Genomic DNA, 24172 nt, shown 5'->3' with positions numbered 1-24172 from the left:
TCTAGATGTATTTTTACATTTGTTTGATAATTAAAAAATGAAATTTTGATGAAGAAAATATTATTAGTTTTCACAATATCTCTATTATTTAAAAGTTGTTCTGAAAATAAATCAAATATATCTATAACAGAGAAAATAAAAACTCCAGCAACAGATTCTCTTTTAACAAAAAAGATTGACTCTTCTGAATTAACAAAATATAATTCAGTTAAAGAAATGCTAGAAGACGCAAACGATTTCAGCATTGAACAAGGGACTTTGAAACTCATAAATAATGATGAAAATGATTTGAAAATTCAAATTTCGAAAACTATTGTAAAGGGCGAATTAGAAAAATCAATCAACGACATTGTAAAGAGAGATATTGTGTATGTTGCTTTTCAAGCTTTCGCTCAAACTCCAATAAATAAAATTACAATAACTTCAATTCCTATTGATTATGATGATAAAAATAAATATTATAGTAATTTTAAAAAGACCATAACTGTAACAAGAGAACAGGCGAATGATATAATGGAAAATGAATTTGGAACATTAGATTATTCTATACTTTTTACCGACTTAAATGGAATACAAGTTCCAAGTGATGATTTTGGCAAATTAAAATTTGACAATCTTGATAAAGTTTTTAAGCAATTATCAAATTAAGCGCAATCCTTACAGGTTCCCGTCAAAATACAATTTACACTTTCCACAGAATATCCATTTTCTAAAGAAAACTGAACTTCAATTGGCAGGCATTCTATCGTTTCACATTGTTTACATCTGAAATGAAAATGATGGTCTGCCAGTTTTTTTTCTTCACATTTAATGCAAACTGCAAAATATTGTTTTCCGTCCTCGGCAACAATTCTGTGGAGAATTCCGTCTTCGCAGAATCTGTTTAATACCCGATAAATCGTGGCTCTGTCAATATCAATATTGATATTTTTTTCGATAGAATCCTGACTCATCGCTTTAGCTTTATGAGTTAACAAATTCAAAACGGCTTCTTTTGCTGGCGTATTTCTTCTTATCATTTTTATTAATGCGATTATGTTGCAATAATAAAAATTAATCTTAACTTTGACAAATAAAACGACGTAAATTATTTAAAATGTTAAAGCAAAATCAATTTGATGTTATTATAGTTGGAGGAAGTTATGCAGGACTTTCGGCAGGAATGTCTTTGGGGCGCTCTTTTAGAAAAGTATTAATCATAGACAACGGAAAACCCTGCAATGAGCAAACGCCTCATTCTCATAATTTTTTGACACAAGATAGAAAAACACCGAAAGAAATTTCTGAATTATCGAAGAATCAGGTTTTAGAATATAAAACGGTAGAATTTCATCAAGGTAAAGCAATTGAAGCTAAAAAGATTCAAAATGGTTTTGAAGTTATCACAGAAAATGGAGAAAAATTTAATTCCAAAAAAATAATTATTGCAACAGGAATTGTTGATGAAATTCCGAATATTAAAGGCTTTAAAGAATCTTGGGGAATTTCATTAATTCATTGTCCTTATTGCCACGGTTATGAATTCCAAAACAAAAAAACAGGAATTATTGCGAATGGCGAACGTGGTTTTCATATCGCATCATTGGTCAATAATCTTACAACAGACATTACCATTTTCACAAGAGGTAAAGCTGATTTTACAGAAGAACAATTTCAGAAATTAGAAAAAAATAATATTAAAATCATCGAAACTGAAATTGAAGAATTGAAGCATCAAAATGGAAATGTTGAAAGTCTGATTTTATCTGATGGTAAAGTTTTGAATTTCGAAGCAGTTTATGGAGCGTTTCCTTTTAAACAACATTCTGATATTCCAGAATCTTTGGGTTGCGAAATGACAGAAATGGGTCACATCAAAATTGACCAATTTCAGAAGACAAATGTTGCAGGATTGTTGGCTTGTGGCGATAATTCCAGTCCAATGCGTTCTGTTGCCAGTGCGGTTTATACGGGAAATCTTGCTGGCGCGATGGTGAATGCGGAGTTAGTCAATGATAATTTTTAAAACAGAAAAAACCACATCTCACGATGTGGTTTTTCATTTATATCAAGTTTGAAATCTTAAAACTTCAAATCGCCATTCACTTCTCTTACAGCTTGAGCCGCTTCAGCAAATTTCGCTTGTTCTTCTTCTGTCAAAGTGATGTTTACGATTTTCTCAACACCATTTTTCCCGATGATTGCAGGAACACCAAGACAGATGTCGCTTTGTCCATACTCTCCGTCCAACATTAGAGAACAAGGAATCATTTTTTTGTGGTCACAAAGAATTGCTTGAACCATTACAGAAACTGCCGCACCTGGAGCATACCAAGCAGAAGTTCCTAATAATTTAGTTAGAGTTGCACCGCCAACTTTAGTTTCTTCGATTACAGAAGCTTTTTGCTCATCGCTCAAGAATTCTGACACTGGAACACCGTTTCTTGTTGCTTTGCTGAAAAGTGGCAACATTCCTGTGTCAGAATGTGCTGCGATTACCATCCCGTCAACGTCTGAGATCGGAGCCTCCAATGCTTCTGCCAACCTGTATTTGAATCTTGCAGAATCCAAAGCACCACCCATTCCAATGATTCTTTCCTTTGGAAGACCAGAAGTTTTGTGCACCAAATATGCCATTGTATCCATCGGATTTGAAACCACGATGATGATAACATCTGGCGAATGTTTTACCAAGTTTTCCGTTACTTCTTTTACGATTCCAGCATTGATTCCGATCAATTCTTCTCTCGTCATTCCCGGTTTTCTTGGGATTCCAGAAGTGATCACGGCAACTTTGGAACCTGCAGTTTTGGAGTAATCTCCAGTTGTTCCAGTGATTTTGGTATCGAAACCATTAAGAGAAGCTGTTTGCATTAGATCCATTGCTTTTCCTTCTGCGAAACCTTCTTTGATGTCCACCAAAACTACTTCTGCTGCAAAATCTTTCATTGCGATGTATTCTGCACAACTAGCTCCTACTGCGCCTGCGCCAACTACGGTAACTTTCATATTTATATTTGTTTAAAAATTTATTTAAGTATTGCTCGTAAATATAATAAAACTTCCAAAACTGAAAAAAAATTTAATTCTAACATTTGTCATATTCTAAGAAAATGCTAATCATTAATTTATGATATATTTTACATTACAATATTGCTGTCCATTCTTAAATGTGATTGATATTTCGTAAATTTGCTTTGAAAAAATTGAAAATATGTCAGAAAACAACATAAAATCTATTGCTGTTTTAACCTCAGGTGGCGACGCTCCTGGAATGAATGCCGCTTTGAGAGCTGTTGTAAGAACAGCAAACCATTTCAATATAGATTGCTACGGAATCCGTGAGGGCTACAATGGTCTTATTGCAGGTGATGTTACAAAAATGGGACCTCGTTCCGTAAAAAATATAATCAACCAAGGCGGAACGATCTTGAAATCCGCTAGATCCAAAGAATTTATGACACCAGAAGGCAGAAAGAAAGCCTTTGAACAATGTCAAAAACTTGGTGTAGATGCATTGGTTTGCATTGGTGGAGACGGAAGTTTTACCGGTGCAAAAGTTTTCAATGAGGAGTTTGGAATCAAAGTTATCGGAATCCCGGGAACTATCGACAATGACATTTTCGGAACGGATAAAACAATTGGATACGACACGGCACTCAACACTGCGATGGATGCGATTGATAAAATCCGTGACACAGCAACTTCCCACAACAGAGTATTCTTTGTAGAGGTGATGGGCCGTGATGCTGGTTTTATCGCATTAAATAGTGGAATCGCAACTGGCGCACTAGACATCCTTATTCCGGAAAGAAAAGATAGTTTGGAAGATCTTTTCAATACTTTCAAAACGGCAGAAAAAGTGGGCAAATCGTCCAGCGTTGTTGTCGTTGCAGAAGGTGAAGAACTTGGAAGCATCTATGATTTGGCAAAAGCTACGAAAGAGGAATTTCCCAATTATGATATCCGCGTAACCATTCTTGGTCACATCCAGAGAGGTGGATCTCCTAGTTGTGCAGACCGAGTGCTGGCAAGTCATCTTGGATACGGAGCTGTGATAGGACTGATGGAAGGCAAAAATAAAGTGATGGTGGGAATGCAATCCAACAAAATTGTTTACACACCCATTGAAGAAGCCATCAAAAAACACAACGAAATTGATAAGGATTTGCTTAAAATAGCAGAAATTCTTGCTATGTAATTCGTCAAATTTTCGTAAATTTATAGAACAAAATAAAACCTTAATATTTTAAATAATATGTCAACAATTAAAGTAGGAATCAACGGATTCGGGAGAATCGGACGTTTAGTTTTCAGAGCAATGACTGAAAGAAGCAACATCGAAGTAGTAGGAATTAATGACCTTATCGATGCTGAATACATGGCTTATATGCTAAAATACGATTCGGTTCACGGAACGTTCAAAGGAGAAGTATCAGTACAAGGAAACAACCTTGTGGTAAACGGAAAAACAATCCGTGTAACTGCTGAGAAAGATCCTAACAACCTAAAATGGAATGAAGTAGGTGCAGAATATATCGTAGAATCTACAGGTTTATTCTTATCAAAAGATACAGCACAAGCTCATATCAACGCTGGTGCAAAGAAAGTAATTCTTTCTGCTCCTTCTAAAGATGATACGCCAATGTTCGTAATGGGTGTAAACCACACAGAATTGACAGATGACGTAACTGTTTTCTCAAACGCTTCTTGTACAACTAACTGTCTTGCGCCATTGGCAAAAGTAATCCACGATAACTTCGGAATTGCAGAAGGACTTATGACTACAGTTCACGCGACTACTGCAACTCAAAAAACTGTAGATGGACCATCTGCAAAAGACTGGAGAGGTGGTAGATCTGCGCTAAACAACATCATCCCTTCTTCTACAGGTGCTGCAAAAGCGGTAGGAAAAGTAATCCCTTCTCTTAACGGAAAATTGACTGGAATGTCTTTCAGAGTTCCAACTGCTGACGTTTCTGTAGTGGATCTTACTGTAAGATTGGAAAAACCAACTTCTTACGATGAAATCTCTGCAGCTATCAAAGCGGCGTCTGAAGGTGAATTGAAAGGTATTCTTGGTTACACAGAAGATGCTGTTGTTTCTCAGGATTTCGTGAGCGATCCAAGAACTTCTATCTTCGACAAAGAAGCTGGAATTATGCTTTCTCCAACTTTCGTAAAATTAGTTTCTTGGTATGACAACGAATGGGGTTATTCTAACAAATTAACTGACCTATTGGTACATTCTGCTTCTCTATAATTTTTGAAGCAAGCTATAAAAACAAAACCTCTGAATTAATTTTCAGAGGTTTTTTTAATGAAAAATCTAACGTGCTAATCCTGCGTATGTGTCCAATGGGCCGATTGTTGATCTATTGTATTTAGGCTCCCAGTATATTTTTGTAGAACTTGATTGTTCTTAACCAATCGTACCGTAAAATCAGAATTCTTGCTTCCAGTACTTCCACAATTGTCATAATATTTGATCCAGAACTCGTACTTTCCTTTTGGCGCTGTCCCATCTGCCCAATAAATATTTTCGTTTGGACCTTGCGGACAGTCGTCACAGAGACAATCAACATCCAGCTGACCATTATCTGCCCGTACATTCTGATAAGAAATAATATTTCCAGCCGGTGTTTTCACGTACAGATCCAAATCTACATTTTCCGGATTTGTGAACTGAAGATTGAATCTCGGATTTCCAGGATTTCCTATCAATTCTTCTACCTCGTTTGTGTCATCTTCTGGCTCATCATCGTCTTTGTCACAAGAAAACATTAGAAATGGCAAAGCACAGATTCCTAAAAAATAAATGAGTTTTTTCATGGTTATTAGTTTTTAAAGTTAGTTTTAGTTTTTATGGTTATTAATTTTTTTGATTAATTAAGTTTCCATGGTTATTAGTTTGATACAAATGTATTTCGGAAAATCATTCAAGTAAATACCGAATTCGGGTAATCTTTTTGATTAATTTTTGATAAATTTAGAAACAAGATGACGATCTCCAGCTTTTACTTTTACGATGTAACTACCTTTCTTCAAGTCTTTTACATTAATATTAATCGCAATGGAATCTAGAATCGATTTCACAAGTCTTCCCGACACGTCGTAAAAATCAATTTGCTCGATAGATTTCACGTTATCAATTTTCAGATTAAGAAAATCTACTGTAGGATTTGGGTAGAGTGTGATGCTTTGCTTGGCAATATCAGAGGTGGCCGCAATAGGAACACCAAATTTTGTAATTTTTACAGAAGTTCCTAAATCATTATAAAAATTAGTAAGGGAAGCAAAACCATCACTTGTTCTTACTAAGCTATCGGATGAAGAATTACCCAAAGCACCAAAGTTTTTCTTCCAAACAAAATTTCCAGATTCATCAATTTTCCGAAGTTCAAATGTATTCAAAGAAGGATCCGTATTTTCTTCTATCGTTGACAGAACGTAGCCATTATCAAGACTTTTCTGTATAGAAGAGATGTAATCTGTTGTCACTTTACTCCACAACACATTTCCATTAGAATCATATTTTGCATATTGACAGTTGTAATTTGTAGTGCCACTGTCATCATCAAATTCTGATAATATTACAAATCCACCATCATTGGATAACAATATTTTTTGCGGCCAAACTTCTGAATTTGCAGGAACTGCGATTCTCTTTTCCCAATTCACATCACCATTAGCATTTAATTTCACTAGATTAGTACCCAGCATATATTCCGCTTCCAAATTATCACCATAAACTCCAGCAACAATGTAACCTCCATCATTTGTTTGAGTTATTGCTGTTGGCTCAAAATACATTCCGTTCAATTTCTGTGATTTTTTTTCCCAAATCGTAGTTCCATTATTGTTCATTTTTCTAAACAGATAATAGAAGTCATTTTCATCGAAGTTCACCCCAATAGTCAACAAATTATTATCGGAAGTTTTAATAAACTCATTGGTGAAAAAATCGTTACCAAAACTTTTTTCCCAAACCAATGCTCCCGTGGCGCTGAATTTCTGCAAAGATCCATCATTTTCATTTGAAGTTATAAATGCATTATCTGTAGTAGCTAAAAGCTTGTATGGATAATAAAATTCTGCGTCTATATTTACAGTAACATCTGATACAACTCCCCCAGCATTTAATCTTACCAGATGAATATTATCAATAGTTTCTCCTGACTCTGTATCAAAGTAAGAATCTTTTGCAAAAAAAGTAAAATTATTATCGTTATCCAGTCCTAGATTATAAGAATAGGTATTATTAATCTTATAATTCTGCGTCCATTCCACAGATGGTGGAGATTGTTGCGCAAATAAAATTACCGAAGTTGTAATCGCTAAAGTTGTAAATATTGTTTTCATATCGTAAAGATTTTTATCAAATTTAGATACGATAACACATATTGGTCAATACCTATTTTGGGGTATTTTTTTATTAATATTTTATAATTTTCAATCAAAACATAATGATTAAAAAGAGATAAATGTTTCAATTTTAATAATCAACAATTTGTTTAATATTAAATAAGATTGTTGATTTTGTAGAATTTAATCCAACAAAAAAATTAGTGAATCAAGATTAAAATGATTATTTTTGAGAATAATTTTTTGATATAATGAGTACAAACGACGATAAGAAAAAAGCACTGCAACTGGTGCTGGAAAAACTAGATAAAACCTACGGAAAAGGTACCGTAATGACTTTGGGCGAGGATTCTGTAGATCATACAATTGAGGTTATCTCTTCTGGATCTTTGGGAATCGACTTGGCTTTGGGCGTAGGCGGCTATCCAAAAGGTAGAGTAATAGAAATCTACGGTCCAGAATCTTCCGGTAAAACGACATTGACTTTGCACGCCATCGCAGAAGCTCAAAAAACTGGCGGAATTGCCGCTTTTATAGATGCTGAGCACGCATTCGACAGAAGCTATGCAGCAAAACTAGGCGTGGATCTTGAAAACCTAATCATTTCTCAGCCAGATAATGGTGAGCAAGCTTTGGAAATCGCAGACAACTTAATCAGATCCGGCGCAATCGACATCGTGGTCATAGATTCTGTTGCTGCTTTGACACCGAAAGCGGAGATCGAAGGCGAAATGGGAGATTCCAAAATGGGATTGCACGCGAGATTGATGTCTCAGGCTTTGAGAAAACTGACAGGCTCTATTTCTAGAACCAAATGTACTGTAATCTTCATCAACCAGCTTCGTGAAAAAATCGGCGTGATGTTTGGAAATCCTGAAACGACAACTGGTGGAAATGCACTTAAGTTTTATGCTTCTGTAAGAATTGACATCAGAAAAGCAAGCGCACCAATCAAAAACGGTGACGAAGCGATTGGTAGCCGCGTGAAAGTGAAAGTGGTGAAAAACAAAGTCGCTCCTCCTTTCAAAATGGCTGAATTTGACATTATGTACGGCGAAGGAATTTCGAAATCTGGAGAAATCCTGGATACTGCAGTAGATCTTGCTGTTGTGAAGAAAAGCGGATCTTGGTTCAGCTATGAGGATACAAAACTGGGACAAGGTAGAGATGCAGTGAAAGACCTCTTGAAAGATAATCCGGAACTTTCCGAAGAAATTGAAAATAAAATCCGAGAGATTATCAAGAATAAATAAGATCATTACGATAAAACAAAGGCTGTGAAAATTCACAGCCTTTGTTTTTTATTTGAAGAAATAAGTCAATCCTAAACTCAAAACTTGTTCAGATTTTTTCTTTTGCGAATCTGGATCCATAGTCCAAGCTTCTACCAAGTTGGGATAGGCATTGGACAATCCTATATCATATTTCAGTGCAATCTCCAACTGACGCTTGTAGCTAAATCCGACACCAACGCCAACACCTAAATTAAAAGCATTAGCTTTTCCATTGATTTCAGGATAATCGGGATTTACCACATTGGGATCGTAATATTCTCTTCCTGCAGGAACATTTTTTACTTTTTGGTTAATTAGAAAATTAAATCTAGGACCTATCAATCCATAAAACTCTGATTCTGCTTCGGAGAAATACGCTTTGAAATTAAGGGGAACACTTAGGTAGTTATTACCATAGATTGCGTCGTAACCTTTACTTCCTTTAGCATCTTTCGCTTTACCTGTTTCGCCAGCTCCAAAATACAAAGCTTCTATCTGAAGATAATATTGCTCTGTAGAACCTATTGGTGCTTGTGCGGTAACACCTCCTAAAACCGAAATTCTGGGCCCAGAAGGATTGTGTGCGTTTCTAACTCTGGAGTAAGTGCCTCCTGCCACCAAACCGAATTCAGTGGATCGAAGATCCAACTGTGCTTGGGAGAAGAATGACATTAAAAATAAAGATCCGAAAAGGATTTTTTTCATATTCTGTGTGTTTATAAGTATTTTCAGTTTCAAATTTAATCAAAAAAAATGAGAAGCCCAGATAGAGCTTCTCAAAATATATTTTAATTAAAATAATAACTAAATTATGCAAGAACTTTCGCTACAGTTACGCCAATCTCTGCTGGAGAATCTACAACGTGAATTCCGTTTTCTTTCATAATAGCCATTTTCGCTTGTGCCGTATCATCATCACCACCTACGATTGCACCTGCGTGACCCATTGTTCTTCCTTTTGGAGCCGTTTGTCCTGCGATGAAACCTACAACCGGTTTTGTAGAACCACTTGCTTTGTACCATCTTGCAGCCTCAGCTTCCAAAGATCCACCAATTTCTCCGATCATTACAACCGCTTCCGTTTCTGGATCGTTGATGAACAATTCCAAAGCTTCTTTTGTAGTCGTTCCAATGATTGGATCTCCACCAATTCCGATAGCTGTAGAAACTCCGAAACCAGCTTTCACAACTTGATCTGCCGCTTCGTAAGTTAAAGTTCCAGATTTTGAAACGATACCAACTTTTCCTTTTTTGAAAACGAAACCTGGCATAATTCCAATTTTAGCTTCGTCTGAAGTAATGATACCAGGACAGTTTGGACCGATCAAACGAACGTCTCTGTCTTGGATATAATCTTTAACTTTTACCATATCAGCAACAGGAATCCCTTCTGTGATACATACAATAACTTTGATACCTGCCTCAGCAGCTTCCATTACAGCATCTGCAGCAAATGCAGGCGGAACGAAAATAATACTCACATTAGCACCTGCTTTCTCTACAGCTTCTGAAACTGAGTTAAAAACCGGCTTACCAAGGTGCTCAGAACCTCCTTTTCCTGGAGTTACACCTCCAACAACGTTGGTTCCGTAGTCGATCATTTGACCTGCGTGGAAAGTACCTTCGTTACCTGTAAATCCTTGTACGATAACTTTAGAATCTTTGTTTACTAATACTGACATTTTTTATTGTAATTTATTGATTTTATAAAACTTTGTTACTCGCAAAAATAACGATAATAATCCAAAAATTTCTTGTAATCAATAATTTTTTAGATTAATAAAATATGATTTACTTCAGATTTTTTAGTTTCACCTCTTTTCTGAGATAATCTCGGAATTCTTCAGCAATTGGTCCAAAGTAAGTTCCTTTTTTCAAATCTCTGTTGACCCCGCTTTTTGCCAGCAGAATGGTCCCACTTTCTACACGGACTCCGGATGCCATACCAACTTGTCCCCAAATTGTGACATCATCCTCAATAATACAACAACCTGCAATTCCCGTTTGGGAAGCGATCAAACATCTTTTACCAATAATTGTGTCGTGACCAATTTGGATTTGATTGTCCAAAACAGAACCTTCTCCAATGATTGTTGGATCAGTCACACCTCTATCAATCGTACAGCCGTTTCCTATTTCCACGTTATTTTCGATAATAACATTTCCTACTGAAATTAATCTGTCAAAGTTGCCGTTGAGTTTTCTGTAATAGAAAGCGTCTCCACCCAAGACAGTATTGGCCTGGATAATGACATTGTCACCGATTATGGTTCTGTCTCCAATCACAACATTGGGGAAAATGTGGCAGTTCTTCCCTATTCTAACTTCATTTCCAATCGTAACAGAAGGATGAATAAATGTTCCATCACCAACTTCCAAGTCGTGAAGTTCTTCTTTGAAATTTGAAATTCTTGTGAAATGTGTATTGATTTTATTGAAATCTCTGAAAGGATCATCGGAAACCAAAAGTGCTTTGCCCTCAGGACATTCTACTTCTTTGTCAATTAAAATAATTGTTGCGGCAGAATTGAGCGCTTTGTCGTAATATTTTGGATGATTGACGAACACAATTTCTCCGGCTTTTACCATATGAATTTCATTGGTTCCGAGCACAGGGAAATCTTCTGCGCCTATATATTTTGCATTGATGATATCTGCAATGGTCTTCAGTTGCTGTGGCTGATTGAATGTCATAGTTTGATATTAGAATTTGACATTAGATGTTAGATTTTAGTGAGAATCGTCTTTATAAATACGAATCTGCAGCCCGACTTGAGCGGAAATCCTTTTTTGTGGCTGGAAAAGCTAAGGCAAAAAAGATTGGGAGCGGAAGGCGGAAAAGCTGCCATAAAAAAACGAAAGCTGGAAAACTTAATGCTTCCAGCTTCCTGCTATATTTTATTTTACTCTTTCCAAGTAAGAACCGTCTTCTGTACTGATTTTGATTTTGTCGCCTGGCTCAATGAACAATGGAACCATTACTCTCGCTCCAGTTTCTACGATGGCGTTTTTCAAAGCGTTGGTCGCAGTGTTTCCTTTCACGCCTGGGTCAGCTTCTACAACCTCCAAATAAACTGATTGAGGAAGTTCTGCAGAAAGGGGTGTTTCGTCCGCTTCTTTCAAGATGATTGTAACTTCTTCTCCGGCTTTCATCAAGTTGGAGTTCTCAATCATTTCTTTGTTAAGATAAAGCTGAGAAAAATCCTCGTTGTTCATAAAGTGGAATCCGTTCTCATCATCATATAGATATTGGAATTTTCTTGTGATTACCTTTACTTCGTCAATCTTGTGACCAGCGGAGAATGTGTTGTCCAACACTTTTCCATTGGTTACAGATTTTAATTTTGTTCTTACGAAAGCAGGACCTTTGCCTGGTTTTACGTGTAGAAATTCGATTACTTTGAAAATATCATTGCTGTATTCTATGCAAAGTCCTTTTCTGATATCGTTGCTTGTTGCCATTAGTTATGTATAAACTTATTTATTATTTTTTTTATTATTCAGAATCCCACTTACAACACCTTCTAGTAGAGATGCAACTAATGGTTTTTGAATATCTTGTCTCAATTTCTCTTGTTTACTCTGAAATGGGTTATCAGACGAGAAATAATTAATATCTTTTCTAAAATAATTGTTTGAAATTAAAATTTGCTGTTTACTTAAGTTTAGACTTTTGTTGACCGAAGAATACAAACCATCTTTCATAACAAATTGATTTTCTTGAATTTTCAATTGTCCAAAACAAAAGCAACCTAGAGAAATACAACTTAAAACAACATATTTCTTCATTTGAATTATTCTTTGTTAGAACCGTATCCTTTTACAATGCCTCTTGGAGAATTTTGGATGAATTGGATGATCTCATCTCTTTCCACCGTTGGAAGCATTTCTTTCTCAATGAATTCAATTGCTTGGGTTGTATTCATTTTCATTTGGAAAATGGCTCTGTAGATTTTTTGGATTTCGAAAATTTTATCATTGGTAAAACCTCTTCTTCTGAGTCCCACAGAATTGATACCGGCGTAAGATATTGGTTCTCTCGCTACTTTTACGTAAGGCGGAATATCTTTTCTAATCAGTGATCCTCCGGAAACCATTACGTGTTTTCCGATTTTTCCAAATTGTTGTACTGCGGAAAGTCCTCCCATTACTACAAAATCGCCAATCTCAACGTGTCCTGCGATTCCACAACCGTTTGCAATAATCACATTATCACCAACGATGCAATCGTGAGCAACGTGCGAGGTTGCCATTATCAGACAATTATTTCCAATTTTTGTGTATCCTAAAGCTTTCGTTCCTCTGTTGATGGTCACGCATTCTCTTAGCGTAGTTCCGTCTCCAATGATTACCTGCGTGTCTTCGCCATCAAATTTGAGATCTTGCGGAACGGCACCAATTACTGTTCCGGGGAAAATCTTACAATTTTTACCAATCTTCACGTTCTCCATAATGGTAACGTTTGGACCAATCCAAGTGTCTGAACCTACGGTTACATTGGCACCAATGGTTGTAAAAGGCTCTATCGTGACGTTTTTCCCAATCTTTGCGCGAGGATCTACTGCTGTAAGCTGATGAATCATAGATTAATTTTTTGTTTTTGCAACTTGGGCCATCAGTTCAGCTTCTACGACTACGCTGTCGCCCACATAACCGTAACCTTGCATATGTACAATTCCTCTTCTGATCGGCTCTATCAATTCGATTTTGAATATCAGCTGATCTCCAGGAACTACTTTTTTCTTGAATTTTACATTATCCATCTTCACAAAGTAAGTGGAATAATTTTCCGGATCTGGCACATTAGCCAAAACCAAAATCCCTCCAACTTGTGCCATCGCTTCGATTTGCAAAACGCCCGGCATCACTGGTTCTTTCGGGAAGTGACCTACGAAAAACGGCTCATTCATCGATACATTTTTCAATCCAACCACGTGGGTTTCTGACAATTGTAAAATCTTATCGACTAAAAGAAACGGCGGTCTGTGAGGCAATAACCTCATAATTCCGTTGATATCGAAAACAGGTTCTGCCTTCAAATCAAAATCAGGAACATTTTTTCTTTTTTGCAATTTGTATTGTCTGTTTAGTTTTTTTGCGAACTGTGTATTCACAAAATGCCCAGGTTTATTGGCAATAATTCTTCCTTTGATTCTTACACCAACTAGGGCCAAATCACCAATCACATCTAGCAATTTGTGTCTAGCAGCTTCATTGGTAAAATTGAGCGTCAAATTGTCCAAAATACCGTTGGGACGGATAGAAACTTCGTCTTTACCAAAAGCAACTTTTAGTTTTTCTAAAGTTTCCGGCGTTAATTCTTTATCTACATAGACGATGGCATTGCTGATATCGCCTCCTTTTATCAAATTAGCATCCAAAAGTTGTTCTAACTCGTGCAGGAAACTGAAAGTTCTGGCAGGTGCAATTTCTTCTTTGAACTCAGACAAGTTTTTCATACTGGCGTTTTGAGTTCCTAACACTTTAGTCCCAAAATCTACCATGGTTGTAATCTCGTAATCGTCTGCAGGAATCACTGTAATCTCAGAACCAGTAGAAGGATCGATGTAATTCATCACTTCTTTCACCACAAGATATTCTCTTGCCAAGTCTTGTTCTTTAACACCAGCTTTCTCGATAGCCTCTACAAAATACTTGGAAGAACCATCCAAAATTGGAGGTTCTGCACTATTCATTTCCAGAAAAACATTATCAACGTCCATTCCCACCAATGCTGCCAAAAGATGCTCGCAAGTGTGGATTTTGACGCCTAGTTTTTCCAGCGTGGTTCCTCTCTCTGTAGTTGTGACGTAATTGACGTCTGCCTCTACCTGAGGGTGACCTTCGAGGTCTGTTCTTACAAATACAAATCCAGTGTTTTCTTTAGCTGGTTTGATTGTCAAATTAACCTCTTTTCCTGTGTGAAGACCAATTCCTGAAAGGTGTATGTCTTCTCTGATTGTTTTTTGTTTATCGCTCATTGTATTAGTTTTGAGGCGGGAAGAACTGTGTCTTGGCTCCTGATACCTTTACTCTGATTTTTTATTTTCTAAATCGTTTATTCTCTTAACTATGTCTGTGAAATTACGGAAATGCACGTAATTCCTTCTGTAATCGCTGTAATTGATCGCAGGCGAACCGTAAAGTGTTTCTCCATCTTTTGCAGAGGAGTTCACGCCACTTTGCGCCTGAATCTTAACCTGATTTCCAATTTTGATGTGACCAACAATTCCTACCTGTCCGCCAATCTGATTCCAATCACCAATAACTGTGGAGCCTGCAATCCCCGCTTGTGAAGCAATTACATTATTCTCACCGATTATCACATTGTGTGCAATCTGAATCAAATTATCAATCTTAGTTCCTTTTCCTATCATTGTAGAACCAATAGTTGCACGGTCTATACTACAATTGGAACCTATTTCTACATCATCACCAATAATGACATTTCCTAACTGTGGAATTTTCTTAAAACCATCTGCCGTCGGCTGGAAACCAAATCCGTCGCCACCAACTACAGTGTTGGAATGGATCACACAATTATCACCTACAATACAATAATCATATATTCTTGCACCGCTGTCAATTTTGCAATTCTTTCCAATCTTCACACCTTTTCCGATGTAAACGTGAGGAAAAATCTGTGTTCCATCGCCAACTGTGGCTTTTTCTGAAACATAAGTAAATGCGCCTATGTAAACGCCCTCGCCTACTTTCGCAGTCTCGTGAAAGAAAGAACCTTCTTCAATTCCTGTTTTCCTGCCCTGCATCTCCTGATACAGATTCATCAAAACCTGAAAAGAAAGATATGCATCTTCCACAGCAATGATAACGGGTTTGTAAGCCTTGTCCTGTACAAGTTTTTCAGAAACTATCAAGACAGCACAATCTGTTCTGTCTATATAATCTGAGAAACGCTCCTGCCCAACGAAAGACAAATGTCCCTGCTGACCATTTTCTATTGGAGAAACACCTGTAATAACAGTTTTGCCGTCACCAATTATTTTGCCGTTTATTAATTCTGCAATTTGTTGTGCGCTAAATTCCATAGTTTGCAAAGATAAATATTTTATTAATTATCTTTTAATTTTTTATGACGAATCAGAATTACTTTTACTTTAATCATAAAATCTCTCGTGGAAAATAGATAATATATTTTTTCGTCGCATTCTCCATACATCCAAACAGTATCTGATTTTCCGACTCTTCCAGTTTGAATTTGTTTCCGGTTTTATCCATCAGATAAATCGGTTGTTTCTCTGTATCATAGGGCAAAAGCGAACGTGAAATCTGCCCAACCAATTCTTCACCATTTGTGATATTAAAATATTGATTGGTCTTATTAATTTTATTCTGAATGAAATCCTCAGAAAATGGTTTGGATGAAATGATACTTTTCGGAAAATCTCTGTAAATAACAACTTTACATAATTTTGAGAGAATGAAATCTTCACTTTCCGTCCAAACTTTAATTGCCTGGAAAACATCCATATCATCCAGCATTGTGAATCTTCTGATGTCTTCTTCCGTGGCTTCATCGAATTTATTTTTAATCAAAAAATACTTCAAATTTGCTGGTGCTTCCAAATCGATATTCTGAGAGACTAGGAATTTTGCTCTGTTGAGAATCTCTACCAAAATATGCTCCGCCAATGCCGCAGTCTTGTGATAATACACCTGCCAATACATAAACATTCGGGCGGTGAGATAATTTTCGATTGAATAAATTCCTTTGGCATCGATGACCAATTTCTCATCGCTCACATTCATCATAGAAATGATTCTCTCTACATTTACGCTGCCTTCGGAAACGCCTGTGTAAAAACTATCGCGTTTCAAATAATCCATTCTGTCAACATCCAACTGTGAGGAAATCAATTGATTGAAAAACATTCTGTGGTATTTTCCCTGGAACATTTCAATCGCTAAATCCAGTTTCCCATCGAATTCTTCGTTCAACCTTGTCATTAGTAAAATCGAAATTTTCTCGTGGTGCCAATCGTCCATCAGCATATTTTCCAAAGCGTGAGAAAATGGCCCGTGACCAATATCGTGCATCAAAATTGCCAACATTGCAGCTTCCTCTTCTTCTTTCGAAATCGTAATTCCTTTTAGTTTTAAAGTTTCCAGAGCTTTGAACATCAGATTCATTGCTCCAAGAGCGTGGTGAAATCTCGTATGTTTTGCACCGGGAAAAATAAGGGAGAGAAGTCCCGTCTGAGAAATCCTTCTGAGTCTCTGAAAATACGGATGTTCTATAACATCGAACAAAATCTCGTGTGGAATTTTGATAAAACCGTGAACCGGATCGTTGATAATTTTGAGTTTATTCTGCACCTTTTATAGTTGATGATTGATACAAAAATAGGGAAATTAAAATGGTTTTATGTAATAAATAATAGAATGGAAATTTAATTTTAAACAATCAATTTCAAATTGAAATTTTAAAATATGTTTGTATATTTGAACGTAACTACAATCATAAAACTCACAATGTAAATGGGATTATACATTTCTTCATTACAGCATATTCCAGAAAATGCAAATCGAAATTATTTTATTTACTTATTAGATTATGGATGGAATGAACCTTTAATTGAAGCTTTAGAAAAAAATTATGATAGAATGGCTCAATTTGCTGCAGAAAATAATGCTGTTGTAATTAAGGAACTAGAAAAGTACACTTTGAAGATGAAGTACTATCTTGGCATAATATAAATGGTGAAAATGCAGAAAAAATACTACCTGCAATTTTAATAACAAATAGACATCCAGCAAAATTTAAGGAGTCTTTCGGTACAAATCGTTCAGAGGAAATCGAAAATGATTTAAAAATGATTTTAATTCCATTAAAAAAGTTTTGTCAAACCACTACAGATGTAACTGAATTAATATCAAAATTATTCAATGATGTCCGTCAACAAAAAGATCTGAATGATTTTAAAATAGCGAAAGAGGTAAAAAAGGGATTTGGAAAAGCTTTGGCTGACTCATTAATATTAGAACCTAATTTTAATGGATTGGGAATTGATTTTAAAAAAATTATTGAATATTTTAAAAAATAATATACACTCCTTAAACCAAAATCCTCAAACTCTTCGGCAAAACCTTAATAGAAATCGGAGATTTTATCTTTTTGAATTCGCCGTCGATGTGCCAGTTTCTGGTGTTGACTTCGAATTCTATTTCCGAAACCGGAAGATAGGTCACATAATCATCGTCTTTCAAACGTTTTGTGAACATTCGGAAGGCGAAAAATGGAGAATAAGTCAACGGAAATTTCTTTACCAAAACCAAATCCACCAAACCATCGCTTTTACTTGCCATTGGCGCAATGTAAGCGTTGTTCCCAAATTGGCGCGTGTTGGCGATATTCAACATCAGATATTTGCCGTTGTATTGCTGGTAATTCTCTTCTAAAAATTTGATTTTGATTGGTTTATAATTAAAAAAAGTCTGGATAGAAACTTTGATGTAATTCTTAAAACCTCGGCTTGTTTTTTCAAATTCTTTTACTACTTTTCCGTCAAATCCGGTTCCTGAAACGTTGATGGAAAAATGATTATTCACCGTAAAAGTATCGATACTTCGGGATTTTTTCTGTTCCAATTTTTCCAAAAGCAAAGAAATATTCTTGCTAAAGTTGGTTTCATTCGAAAATCCATTTCCTGAACCTGCGGGAAAAACGGCTAGAATTTTATCCGTATTAATGAGCTTTTGCGCCACCACAGAGATCGTTCCATCTCCACCAACTGCCACAAAAACATCCACCTCATTCCAGTTTTTCTGAATAAAATCATCTGTATCTTCCAAAGATTGTGACACGATGTAAAGCGGATTTTCAACCTTTTTGGAAAGACTTTCCAGAAAAGGCTGATAGTTTTTCTTCGCAGAATAAGGATTGATGATGAAAGCAAATTTCATTCTTCAAAAGTAAAAATACTCTGAGGATTTCAGAGTATTTTTTTATTATTTATGGATTAATTTTTATTTATTGGGCTTCGAGAACCTCAGCCTGACAATGCTTATAATTACTTGCGAAGAATTTAAAAATTCTAAATCCGTTTGTTATCAGCTTTCCAATTTTTAATATTTTGTTTGATTTGAGAAGACGACCAATCATTTTCGATGGTTTTGTTCATTAATTCTAATAAATCTTCATCCTCAGAAAACCTCAACGCAAAAACCTGAGAATCGGAAAAGTGATAATTGGAATTTTCCAATCTTGTTCCTGCTAAAGTGAAGTATCTAAATTTGAATTCATTAATTATAATTCGGTCTTGCAATCCCAAAGCATAATGTTGGCGGAGCATAAATGATAAGACGATCATCAAAACCACAACTGCTGCAATCGCACTCCAAATCATCACAAAAGAGCTATTGTGATTGATGTTAATGAAAATCTGAAACAAAGAAACACACAACAGAATCAACGAAACCGGATAAAAAATAAAATGATGAAGCGGATAAAACTTCTTGTGATTTTTTAAGTTTTGAGCGCTCATTTTATTTGATGTTAAATTGTTTGATGAATTCTGGTTTCAGTTGATCTTTGATGTCTTTGAAATTTAGAGTGATGTAAACTACTCCAGCTGCATAAGCCGTAATCTCGTATTGATTGTAAACGAAAGTAATTTTTTCATTATCAAAATAAAAATTATTGTTCAGAGCAATTTTGTCAACAATCATCATATCTTTTTGATCTTTCTCTACGAAATTATTTTTGAGAATCTTGTCCCAATTCACATCAGTCAGATTTTTGAAAATATCGTTTTGGGAAATTACTTTGTTGTTTTTCAAATCAAAAGTTTTATAGCTTTCAAAATAATAACCGTGCGCACCACCAGAATATCCGTCTCCGAAATATTGCAAAGTCAAAAGATTGTTTTGATGTGAAACAAGCTTCATAGCAGAAGATTCTTCCCAAGTTTGTTTGGACTCTGGCATATAATCCTGAGAATCGTCTTTTTTCAAAGAGGCTGTTTTAAACTTTTCCAAAACTTCCGTCAAAGTCTTCTTAGAATAATCCTCAGACGTGATGTTGGCAGGTTTGTAAATACTGTCCAAAATGGTTTTGTTGGTAATATTTGGGAAGAGCAAAATTTGTTTTTCAAATGACAAAGTCAATGTTTTTGCGACTTGTAGCGAGTCTTGAACTTTGATAGAATCTATTGCGAATTCGTTTTTGGTTGCGAGACTGTCGGATTTTGTATTGGAAACAACTTTTTGATCTGTTTTGTTGCAAGAGAAAATCAATGCACCGAAAGATAAGATTGCGATTAGGTTTTTCATAAATTTTAATTTTTTGATTTGATAACAAAAAACCTTCCAAAATTGGAAGGTTTGATTTATAAAAATGATTTAAACATCAATTCTTGCGTAAACCGCATTTTTCTCAATAAATTCTCTTCGTGGCGGAACTTCGTCGCCCATCAGCATTGAGAAAGTGGAATCTGCTTCTACAGCATTGTCAATCGTCACTTGTTTCAGAATTCTGCCATCCGGATTCAGTGTCGTTTCCCAAAGTTGCTCAGGATTCATTTCCCCAAGACCTTTATATCGCTGAACTTCAACACCTTTTCCGTCTGGCGCCATTTCGAAAGTGAATTGCTCACGTTCTTTTTCGTTGTAAGCGTAGATTTTTTTGTTTCCTTTTTTCAATAGATACAAAGGTGGTTGAGCAATATAAATGTATCCGTTCTCGATCAATTCTTTCATATATCTGAAGAAGAAAGTCAAAATCAAAGTCGAAATATGAGAACCATCGATATCCGCATCGGTCATAATGACGATTTTGTGGTAACGAAGTTTTGCCATATTCAAAGCTTTGGAATCCTCTTCTGTTCCTACAGAAACGCCAAGCGCTGTGTAGATATTCTTGATTTCCTCGTTGTCATAAACTTTGTGAACCATTGATTTCTCTACATTCAAAATCTTACCTCTCAAAGGCAAAATTGCTTGGAAATGACGGTCACGACCTTGCTTAGCCGTTCCACCTGCAGAATCTCCCTCCACAAGGAACAATTCTGATTCTGCTGGGTCTTTAGAAGAACAATCGGACAATTTTCCTGGCAATCCAGAACCTCCCATTGGAGATTTTCTTTGCACCATCTCACGCGCTTTCTTCGCTGCTTGTCTCGCTTTCGCTGCCAAAACAACTTTCTGAACGATGATTTTTGCTTCGTTAGGATTCTCCTCAAGGAAGTTCGTTAGCATCTCGCCAACGATTTTGTCCACCGCACCAGAAACTTCGGAGTTACCTAATTTCGTTTTGGTTTGTCCTTCGAACTGAGGTTCCATTACTTTTACAGAAACTACAGCAGTCAATCCTTCACGGAAATCGTCACCTGTAATCTCCACTTTTTCTTTTGCCGGAATCCCAAGGTCATCCGCATATTTTTTAAGCGTTCTTGTCAAAGCTCTTCTGAAACCTGCCAAGTGCGTTCCACCCTCGTGGGTATTGATATTATTAACATAAGAGTGCAAATTCTCTGTAAACGAGGTATTGTAACGCATCGCCACTTCTACAGGAATCCCTTCTCTTTCGCTTTCCATAAAAATCACGTGCTCCATAATAGACTCGCGGTTTCCATCGATGTATGCTACGAATTCTTTAAGTCCACCTTCGGAATGGAAAACTTCTGATTGGAAACTTCCGTCTTCGTTTGGATGTCTCTCATCAATCAAAGTAATCGAAATACCTTTGTTTAGGAAAGACAATTCTCTCAATCTATTCGCCAAAGTATCATAGTTGTAAACCAACTCTTGGAAAATAGTTCCGTCTGGTTGGAAGAAAACTTCCGTTCCTCTTTCCTCAGTCGTTCCAATTTCAGCAACATCTGCCAAAGCTTTTCCTTCAGAATATTTTTGTTGGTACAATTTACCATCACGGCTCACTGTCGCTACCAATAGTGTAGAAAGTGCGTTCACACAAGAAACCCCAACCCCATGAAGACCTCCGGAAACTTTGTAGGAATCTTTGTCAAACTTACCTCCAGCTCCAATTTTGGTCATTACAACCTCCAATGCAGATTTTTGTTCTTTCTCGTGGAAATCTACCGGAATCCCACGTCCATTATCTTTCACAGAAATGCTTTCGCCTTCGTGAATGGTTACTTTTATCGTGTCGCAATATCCGGCCAAAGCCTCATCTATGGAGTTATCCACTACTTCATAAACCAAATGGTGAAGACCTCTCACGCCAACGTCCCCGATGTACATCGACGGTCTCAATCTCACGTGTTCCATCCCTTCCAATGCCTGGATGCTACTTGCTGTATATTGTTTTTGACTCATATTTTGTTGATGGCTATTAGCTTTAGGCTCATAGCTTTTTTAGATTAATTTTCATTAAAAATGCTCACAAATATCGTGAAAAAAAACGAGATATGAAAGGTTTAAAATCAGTCGAAAATGATAAGTTTTTAACAGGGATGTTTGGGAATAAAATGATGTTTTTTAAGAAAAAATTAATGAAATAATAAAGCCAATACGTCATTTAATTTTCAATGATAGTGGATTACAATTAACATTAAAATAATTTTAAATTTTTATAATTAAATCATTCACAGTTAAAATAATTTTAGACAATACAAATAATTGATTAAAATTTATAATTAATTACAATAATTAAACAAAATAATTATATTTACAACAATTAATCAAACCCATTATTATGAAAAAGATAATTTTCACCCTTGGTGCTTTAGCGGCACTATCATTAACTTCTTGCAAAAAAGAAGAACCGAAAACCACAGAGACAACACCAGTAGCAAACTCAACAGAAGCTGCTGAAAAAGTGGAAGATGTAGTTTCATCATCCGATGTTCCAAAATTTAGCGACCCAGAGATTACCAAATTTGCAGAGGAATACAATACTTACGTAAAAGATATGATGGCTGCAAGTAAAGCTCAGGACGCAGCGAAAATCCAAGAACTTTCTGCAAAAGCACAGGAATGGGCTACAAAATCGCAAACTGCAATGGCAAAAATGACTGCAGAAGACCAAAAACTTTGGTCAGATTATTACACAAAACTAGCGCAGGATATGACCAATGCTGCGATGGGCAAATAGTCCATTAAACAGTTATTTTCACAAAAAAAGCGAGTCTAGTAATTTGGACTCGCTTTTTTCTAAGAAAATAAATTTATATAATAACTTCAAATTATTGTTTTATTATTTTTTTTCTGTAACTGCCATTATTAGTAGTTATCTCAATAATATAAGCTCCAACAGATAAAAAAGTTACACTAACGTTTTTATTTTTAGACTGTTGAACTAACTTTCCATCCATTGTATAGACTTTTACATCATTTAACTTTTCATTCTCTTTTAATCTAATATTAATGATATTATTTACTGGGTTAGGATACACCAAGACGTTATCATTTGTAAGGTTATCTACGGAAAGCAAATCAATTCTTTTATACTTAAAAGATTGAATAGCCGGACTAATTCCATATCTTACTTGTAACGTTACTAAATATTCGTTATCTGACAAAATTTTATATCCATCAACATTCCCAGCAGTAGCACCACTTATGCCATTAATACCATGGGTTGAAAAATATTTGTTATTTGAAAAAGTATTATCTGTAACACCATAATTGTTAAATCTCAGAATAGCAAGAGAGGAGTAATGAATATTACTTATTCGTGCAAATATTAGCAGATTACTATTGGAGTCAAAATCTAATTGTGGATAACCTCCTAAAGAATATTTAGGTCCATTTGGACCTACATCTATTAAAGCCGTAAAATCAATCATTATACTACCAGCAGAACCAAAAGTATCATCAACAATTCCGTTTGCCTTCAACTTTGTGATAGTCTTATTATCATTTAAAAACAGAAAAATCTCATTAAGCTTATTCATAAAAAATGCTCGTGGATACAGTGTAGAATTAAATATCAGAGTACCATTATTTCCAAAAGTCAAATCCACGGCTCCAGTAGGTAGATTTTTTTTAATAATTGTATTACTGCCATTCCTAAGAAAATAGATTAAAGAATCATCTTCAGATCTTTTAAATTCTGTATACATATTACCTGTATCAATAATGCCAAAATTTGTATCGTATGAACCATTAGGTAAAAGTTTTTTGACTTCACCAAAACCAGTTATATAAACAGATCCGTCGGAATTAACCAAAAAATCCTCCATATAACTATCTATTAAAACCTTTCCATTGTTACCAAACGTAGTATCCAGAATTCCCGCCATTGAATATTTTGAGAGATAAGCATCATATCTATTTGAAATTATTACATAGATACTGTTATTATAAAATTTCATCAAATCAATGTTATCATCCGGTATAGTAACCACACCATTCACACCAAAATTAACATCCAAATAACCAGTAACGGAATATTTAGCAAGTTTTTTGGGAGCCACATACTTATAAATACTTCCATCATCAGCCAAACAATAAGGTCTGAGATCATAGATCGAATTGTATTCTGAATCTTTTATGACAGAATACTGTTGAGCATGTAAACTACAAAACGCGTTAAAACATAGTAAAACAAGTAAAAAATTTAGATTTTTCAT

26 protein-coding genes are annotated in these 24172 nt (G+C 35.7%); 8 read left to right on the top strand and 18 right to left on the bottom strand.

Translation table 11 applies throughout. The annotated features are described in order from the left end of the window. Positions 1-48 precede the first annotated feature (48 nt). Positions 49-648, top strand: coding sequence for a hypothetical protein (locus B0I22_RS15050; protein WP_133946249.1), 600 nt, complete (start codon positions 49-51; stop codon positions 646-648). Here B0I22_RS15050 and B0I22_RS15045 read toward each other — a convergent pair. Then, a complete protein-coding gene (locus B0I22_RS15045) occupies positions 645-1019 on the bottom strand; it encodes a Fur family transcriptional regulator (RefSeq protein ID WP_133946247.1) in 375 nt (124 codons plus the stop codon). The genes B0I22_RS15050 and B0I22_RS15045 overlap by 4 nt on opposite strands. Positions 1020-1096: 77 nt before the next feature. Here B0I22_RS15045 and B0I22_RS15040 point away from each other — a divergent pair, with 77 nt between their 5' ends. Beyond that, positions 1097-2005, top strand: coding sequence for an NAD(P)/FAD-dependent oxidoreductase (locus B0I22_RS15040; protein WP_133946245.1), 909 nt, complete (start codon positions 1097-1099; stop codon positions 2003-2005). Between the two features lie 56 nt (positions 2006-2061). Here B0I22_RS15040 and B0I22_RS15035 read toward each other — a convergent pair whose 3' ends face one another. Next, positions 2062-2988, bottom strand: coding sequence for a malate dehydrogenase (locus tag B0I22_RS15035; protein WP_133946243.1), 927 nt, complete (start codon positions 2986-2988; stop codon positions 2062-2064). 205 nt (positions 2989-3193) lie between these two features. Here B0I22_RS15035 and pfkA point away from each other — a divergent pair, with 205 nt between their 5' ends. Both pfkA and gap read left to right on the top strand, forming a co-directional pair. Continuing rightward, positions 3194-4180, top strand: coding sequence for a 6-phosphofructokinase (gene pfkA / locus B0I22_RS15030; RefSeq protein WP_133946241.1), 987 nt, complete (start codon positions 3194-3196; stop codon positions 4178-4180). Between the two features lie 57 nt (positions 4181-4237). Next, a complete protein-coding gene (gap, locus tag B0I22_RS15025; RefSeq protein WP_133946239.1) occupies positions 4238-5242 on the top strand; it encodes a type I glyceraldehyde-3-phosphate dehydrogenase in 1005 nt (334 codons plus the stop codon). A gap of 74 nt (positions 5243-5316) precedes the next feature. Here gap and B0I22_RS15020 read toward each other — a convergent pair whose 3' ends face one another. Further along, the gene (locus tag B0I22_RS15020) at positions 5317-5811 is read right to left on the bottom strand and encodes a hypothetical protein (protein WP_133946238.1); all 495 of its coding nucleotides are present in this window, start codon (positions 5809-5811) and stop codon (positions 5317-5319) included. Between the two features lie 141 nt (positions 5812-5952). Next, complete coding sequence (locus B0I22_RS15015; RefSeq protein ID WP_133946236.1) at positions 5953-7341, bottom strand: T9SS type A sorting domain-containing protein; 1389 nt, start codon at positions 7339-7341, stop codon at positions 5953-5955. A gap of 254 nt (positions 7342-7595) precedes the next feature. On the opposite strand from B0I22_RS15015, the gene recA reads away from it, so the two are divergent. After that, positions 7596-8597, top strand: a complete 1002-nt coding sequence (gene recA / locus B0I22_RS15010) for a recombinase RecA (protein ID WP_133946234.1) — start codon at positions 7596-7598, stop codon at positions 8595-8597. Between the two features lie 48 nt (positions 8598-8645). Here the strand turns inward: recA and B0I22_RS15005 are convergent, their stop codons facing one another. From B0I22_RS15005 to B0I22_RS14965, 9 genes are all read right to left on the bottom strand, one after another. Continuing rightward, positions 8646-9323 carry a porin family protein gene (locus tag B0I22_RS15005; RefSeq protein WP_133946232.1) on the bottom strand — a complete coding sequence of 226 codons (678 nt, stop codon included), beginning with the start codon at positions 9321-9323 and terminating at the stop codon, positions 8646-8648. 104 nt (positions 9324-9427) lie between these two features. Beyond that, positions 9428-10300 carry a succinate--CoA ligase subunit alpha gene (gene sucD, locus B0I22_RS15000; protein WP_133946230.1) on the bottom strand — a complete coding sequence of 291 codons (873 nt, stop codon included), beginning with the start codon at positions 10298-10300 and terminating at the stop codon, positions 9428-9430. 109 nt (positions 10301-10409) lie between these two features. Then, positions 10410-11312, bottom strand: a complete 903-nt coding sequence (locus B0I22_RS14995; protein WP_133946228.1) for an LpxD N-terminal domain-containing protein — start codon at positions 11310-11312, stop codon at positions 10410-10412. A gap of 204 nt (positions 11313-11516) precedes the next feature. Continuing rightward, entirely contained in the window at positions 11517-12080 is a 564-nt protein-coding gene (gene efp / locus B0I22_RS14990) for an elongation factor P (RefSeq protein WP_133946226.1), read from the bottom strand. 15 nt (positions 12081-12095) lie between these two features. Next, on the bottom strand, positions 12096-12407 hold the full coding sequence (locus B0I22_RS14985; protein ID WP_133946224.1) for a hypothetical protein: 312 nt from the start codon (positions 12405-12407) through the stop codon (positions 12096-12098). Between the two features lie 5 nt (positions 12408-12412). After that, entirely contained in the window at positions 12413-13201 is a 789-nt protein-coding gene (gene lpxA / locus B0I22_RS14980) for an acyl-ACP--UDP-N-acetylglucosamine O-acyltransferase (protein WP_133946223.1), read from the bottom strand. 3 nt (positions 13202-13204) lie between these two features. Next, positions 13205-14599, bottom strand: a complete 1395-nt coding sequence (locus B0I22_RS14975; protein ID WP_133946221.1) for a bifunctional UDP-3-O-[3-hydroxymyristoyl] N-acetylglucosamine deacetylase/3-hydroxyacyl-ACP dehydratase — start codon at positions 14597-14599, stop codon at positions 13205-13207. Between the two features lie 48 nt (positions 14600-14647). Then, positions 14648-15667, bottom strand: a complete 1020-nt coding sequence (lpxD, locus tag B0I22_RS14970; protein WP_133946219.1) for a UDP-3-O-(3-hydroxymyristoyl)glucosamine N-acyltransferase — start codon at positions 15665-15667, stop codon at positions 14648-14650. Positions 15668-15740: 73 nt separating this feature from the next. Further along, positions 15741-16955, bottom strand: a complete 1215-nt coding sequence (locus B0I22_RS14965) for an HD domain-containing protein (protein WP_133946216.1) — start codon at positions 16953-16955, stop codon at positions 15741-15743. Between the two features lie 162 nt (positions 16956-17117). On the opposite strand from B0I22_RS14965, the gene B0I22_RS16255 reads away from it, so the two are divergent. Together B0I22_RS16255 and B0I22_RS16250 are read left to right on the top strand one after the other, a co-directional pair. Then, positions 17118-17336 (top strand): hypothetical protein, encoded by a 219-nt coding sequence (locus tag B0I22_RS16255; RefSeq protein WP_221411237.1) that lies wholly within the window; start codon positions 17118-17120, stop codon positions 17334-17336. Between the two features lie 116 nt (positions 17337-17452). Further along, on the top strand, positions 17453-17683 hold the full coding sequence (locus B0I22_RS16250) for a hypothetical protein (RefSeq protein ID WP_221411236.1): 231 nt from the start codon (positions 17453-17455) through the stop codon (positions 17681-17683). A 10-nt stretch (positions 17684-17693) separates the two neighbouring features. On the opposite strand, the gene B0I22_RS14955 is transcribed toward B0I22_RS16250, so the two are convergent. The 4 genes from B0I22_RS14955 to gyrB all read right to left on the bottom strand — a co-directional run bounded on the left by B0I22_RS14955 (position 17694) and on the right by gyrB (position 21914). Then, positions 17694-18542 carry a diacylglycerol/lipid kinase family protein gene (locus tag B0I22_RS14955; RefSeq protein WP_133946214.1) on the bottom strand — a complete coding sequence of 283 codons (849 nt, stop codon included), beginning with the start codon at positions 18540-18542 and terminating at the stop codon, positions 17694-17696. Between the two features lie 131 nt (positions 18543-18673). Further along, entirely contained in the window at positions 18674-19123 is a 450-nt protein-coding gene (locus B0I22_RS14950; protein ID WP_133946212.1) for a DUF6526 family protein, read from the bottom strand. A gap of 1 nt (position 19124) precedes the next feature. Further along, entirely contained in the window at positions 19125-19910 is a 786-nt protein-coding gene (locus tag B0I22_RS14945) for an RsiV family protein (protein ID WP_133946210.1), read from the bottom strand. Positions 19911-19979: 69 nt separating this feature from the next. Next, positions 19980-21914 carry a DNA topoisomerase (ATP-hydrolyzing) subunit B gene (gene gyrB / locus B0I22_RS14940; protein ID WP_133946209.1) on the bottom strand — a complete coding sequence of 645 codons (1935 nt, stop codon included), beginning with the start codon at positions 21912-21914 and terminating at the stop codon, positions 19980-19982. A 379-nt stretch (positions 21915-22293) separates the two neighbouring features. On the opposite strand from gyrB, the gene B0I22_RS14935 reads away from it, so the two are divergent. Next, positions 22294-22692 carry a hypothetical protein gene (locus B0I22_RS14935; protein WP_133946207.1) on the top strand — a complete coding sequence of 133 codons (399 nt, stop codon included), beginning with the start codon at positions 22294-22296 and terminating at the stop codon, positions 22690-22692. A 91-nt stretch (positions 22693-22783) separates the two neighbouring features. Here the strand turns inward: B0I22_RS14935 and B0I22_RS14930 are convergent, their stop codons facing one another. Then, entirely contained in the window at positions 22784-24172 is a 1389-nt protein-coding gene (locus B0I22_RS14930) for a T9SS type A sorting domain-containing protein (RefSeq protein WP_133946205.1), read from the bottom strand.

Origin of the sequence: Epilithonimonas xixisoli (assembly GCF_004365655.1) — a bacterium.
Lineage (GTDB): Bacteria > Bacteroidota > Bacteroidia > Flavobacteriales > Weeksellaceae > Epilithonimonas > Epilithonimonas xixisoli.
The sequence above is the reverse complement of the archived record's forward strand: the minus strand, read 5'-3'. Positions and strand labels throughout refer to the sequence as shown.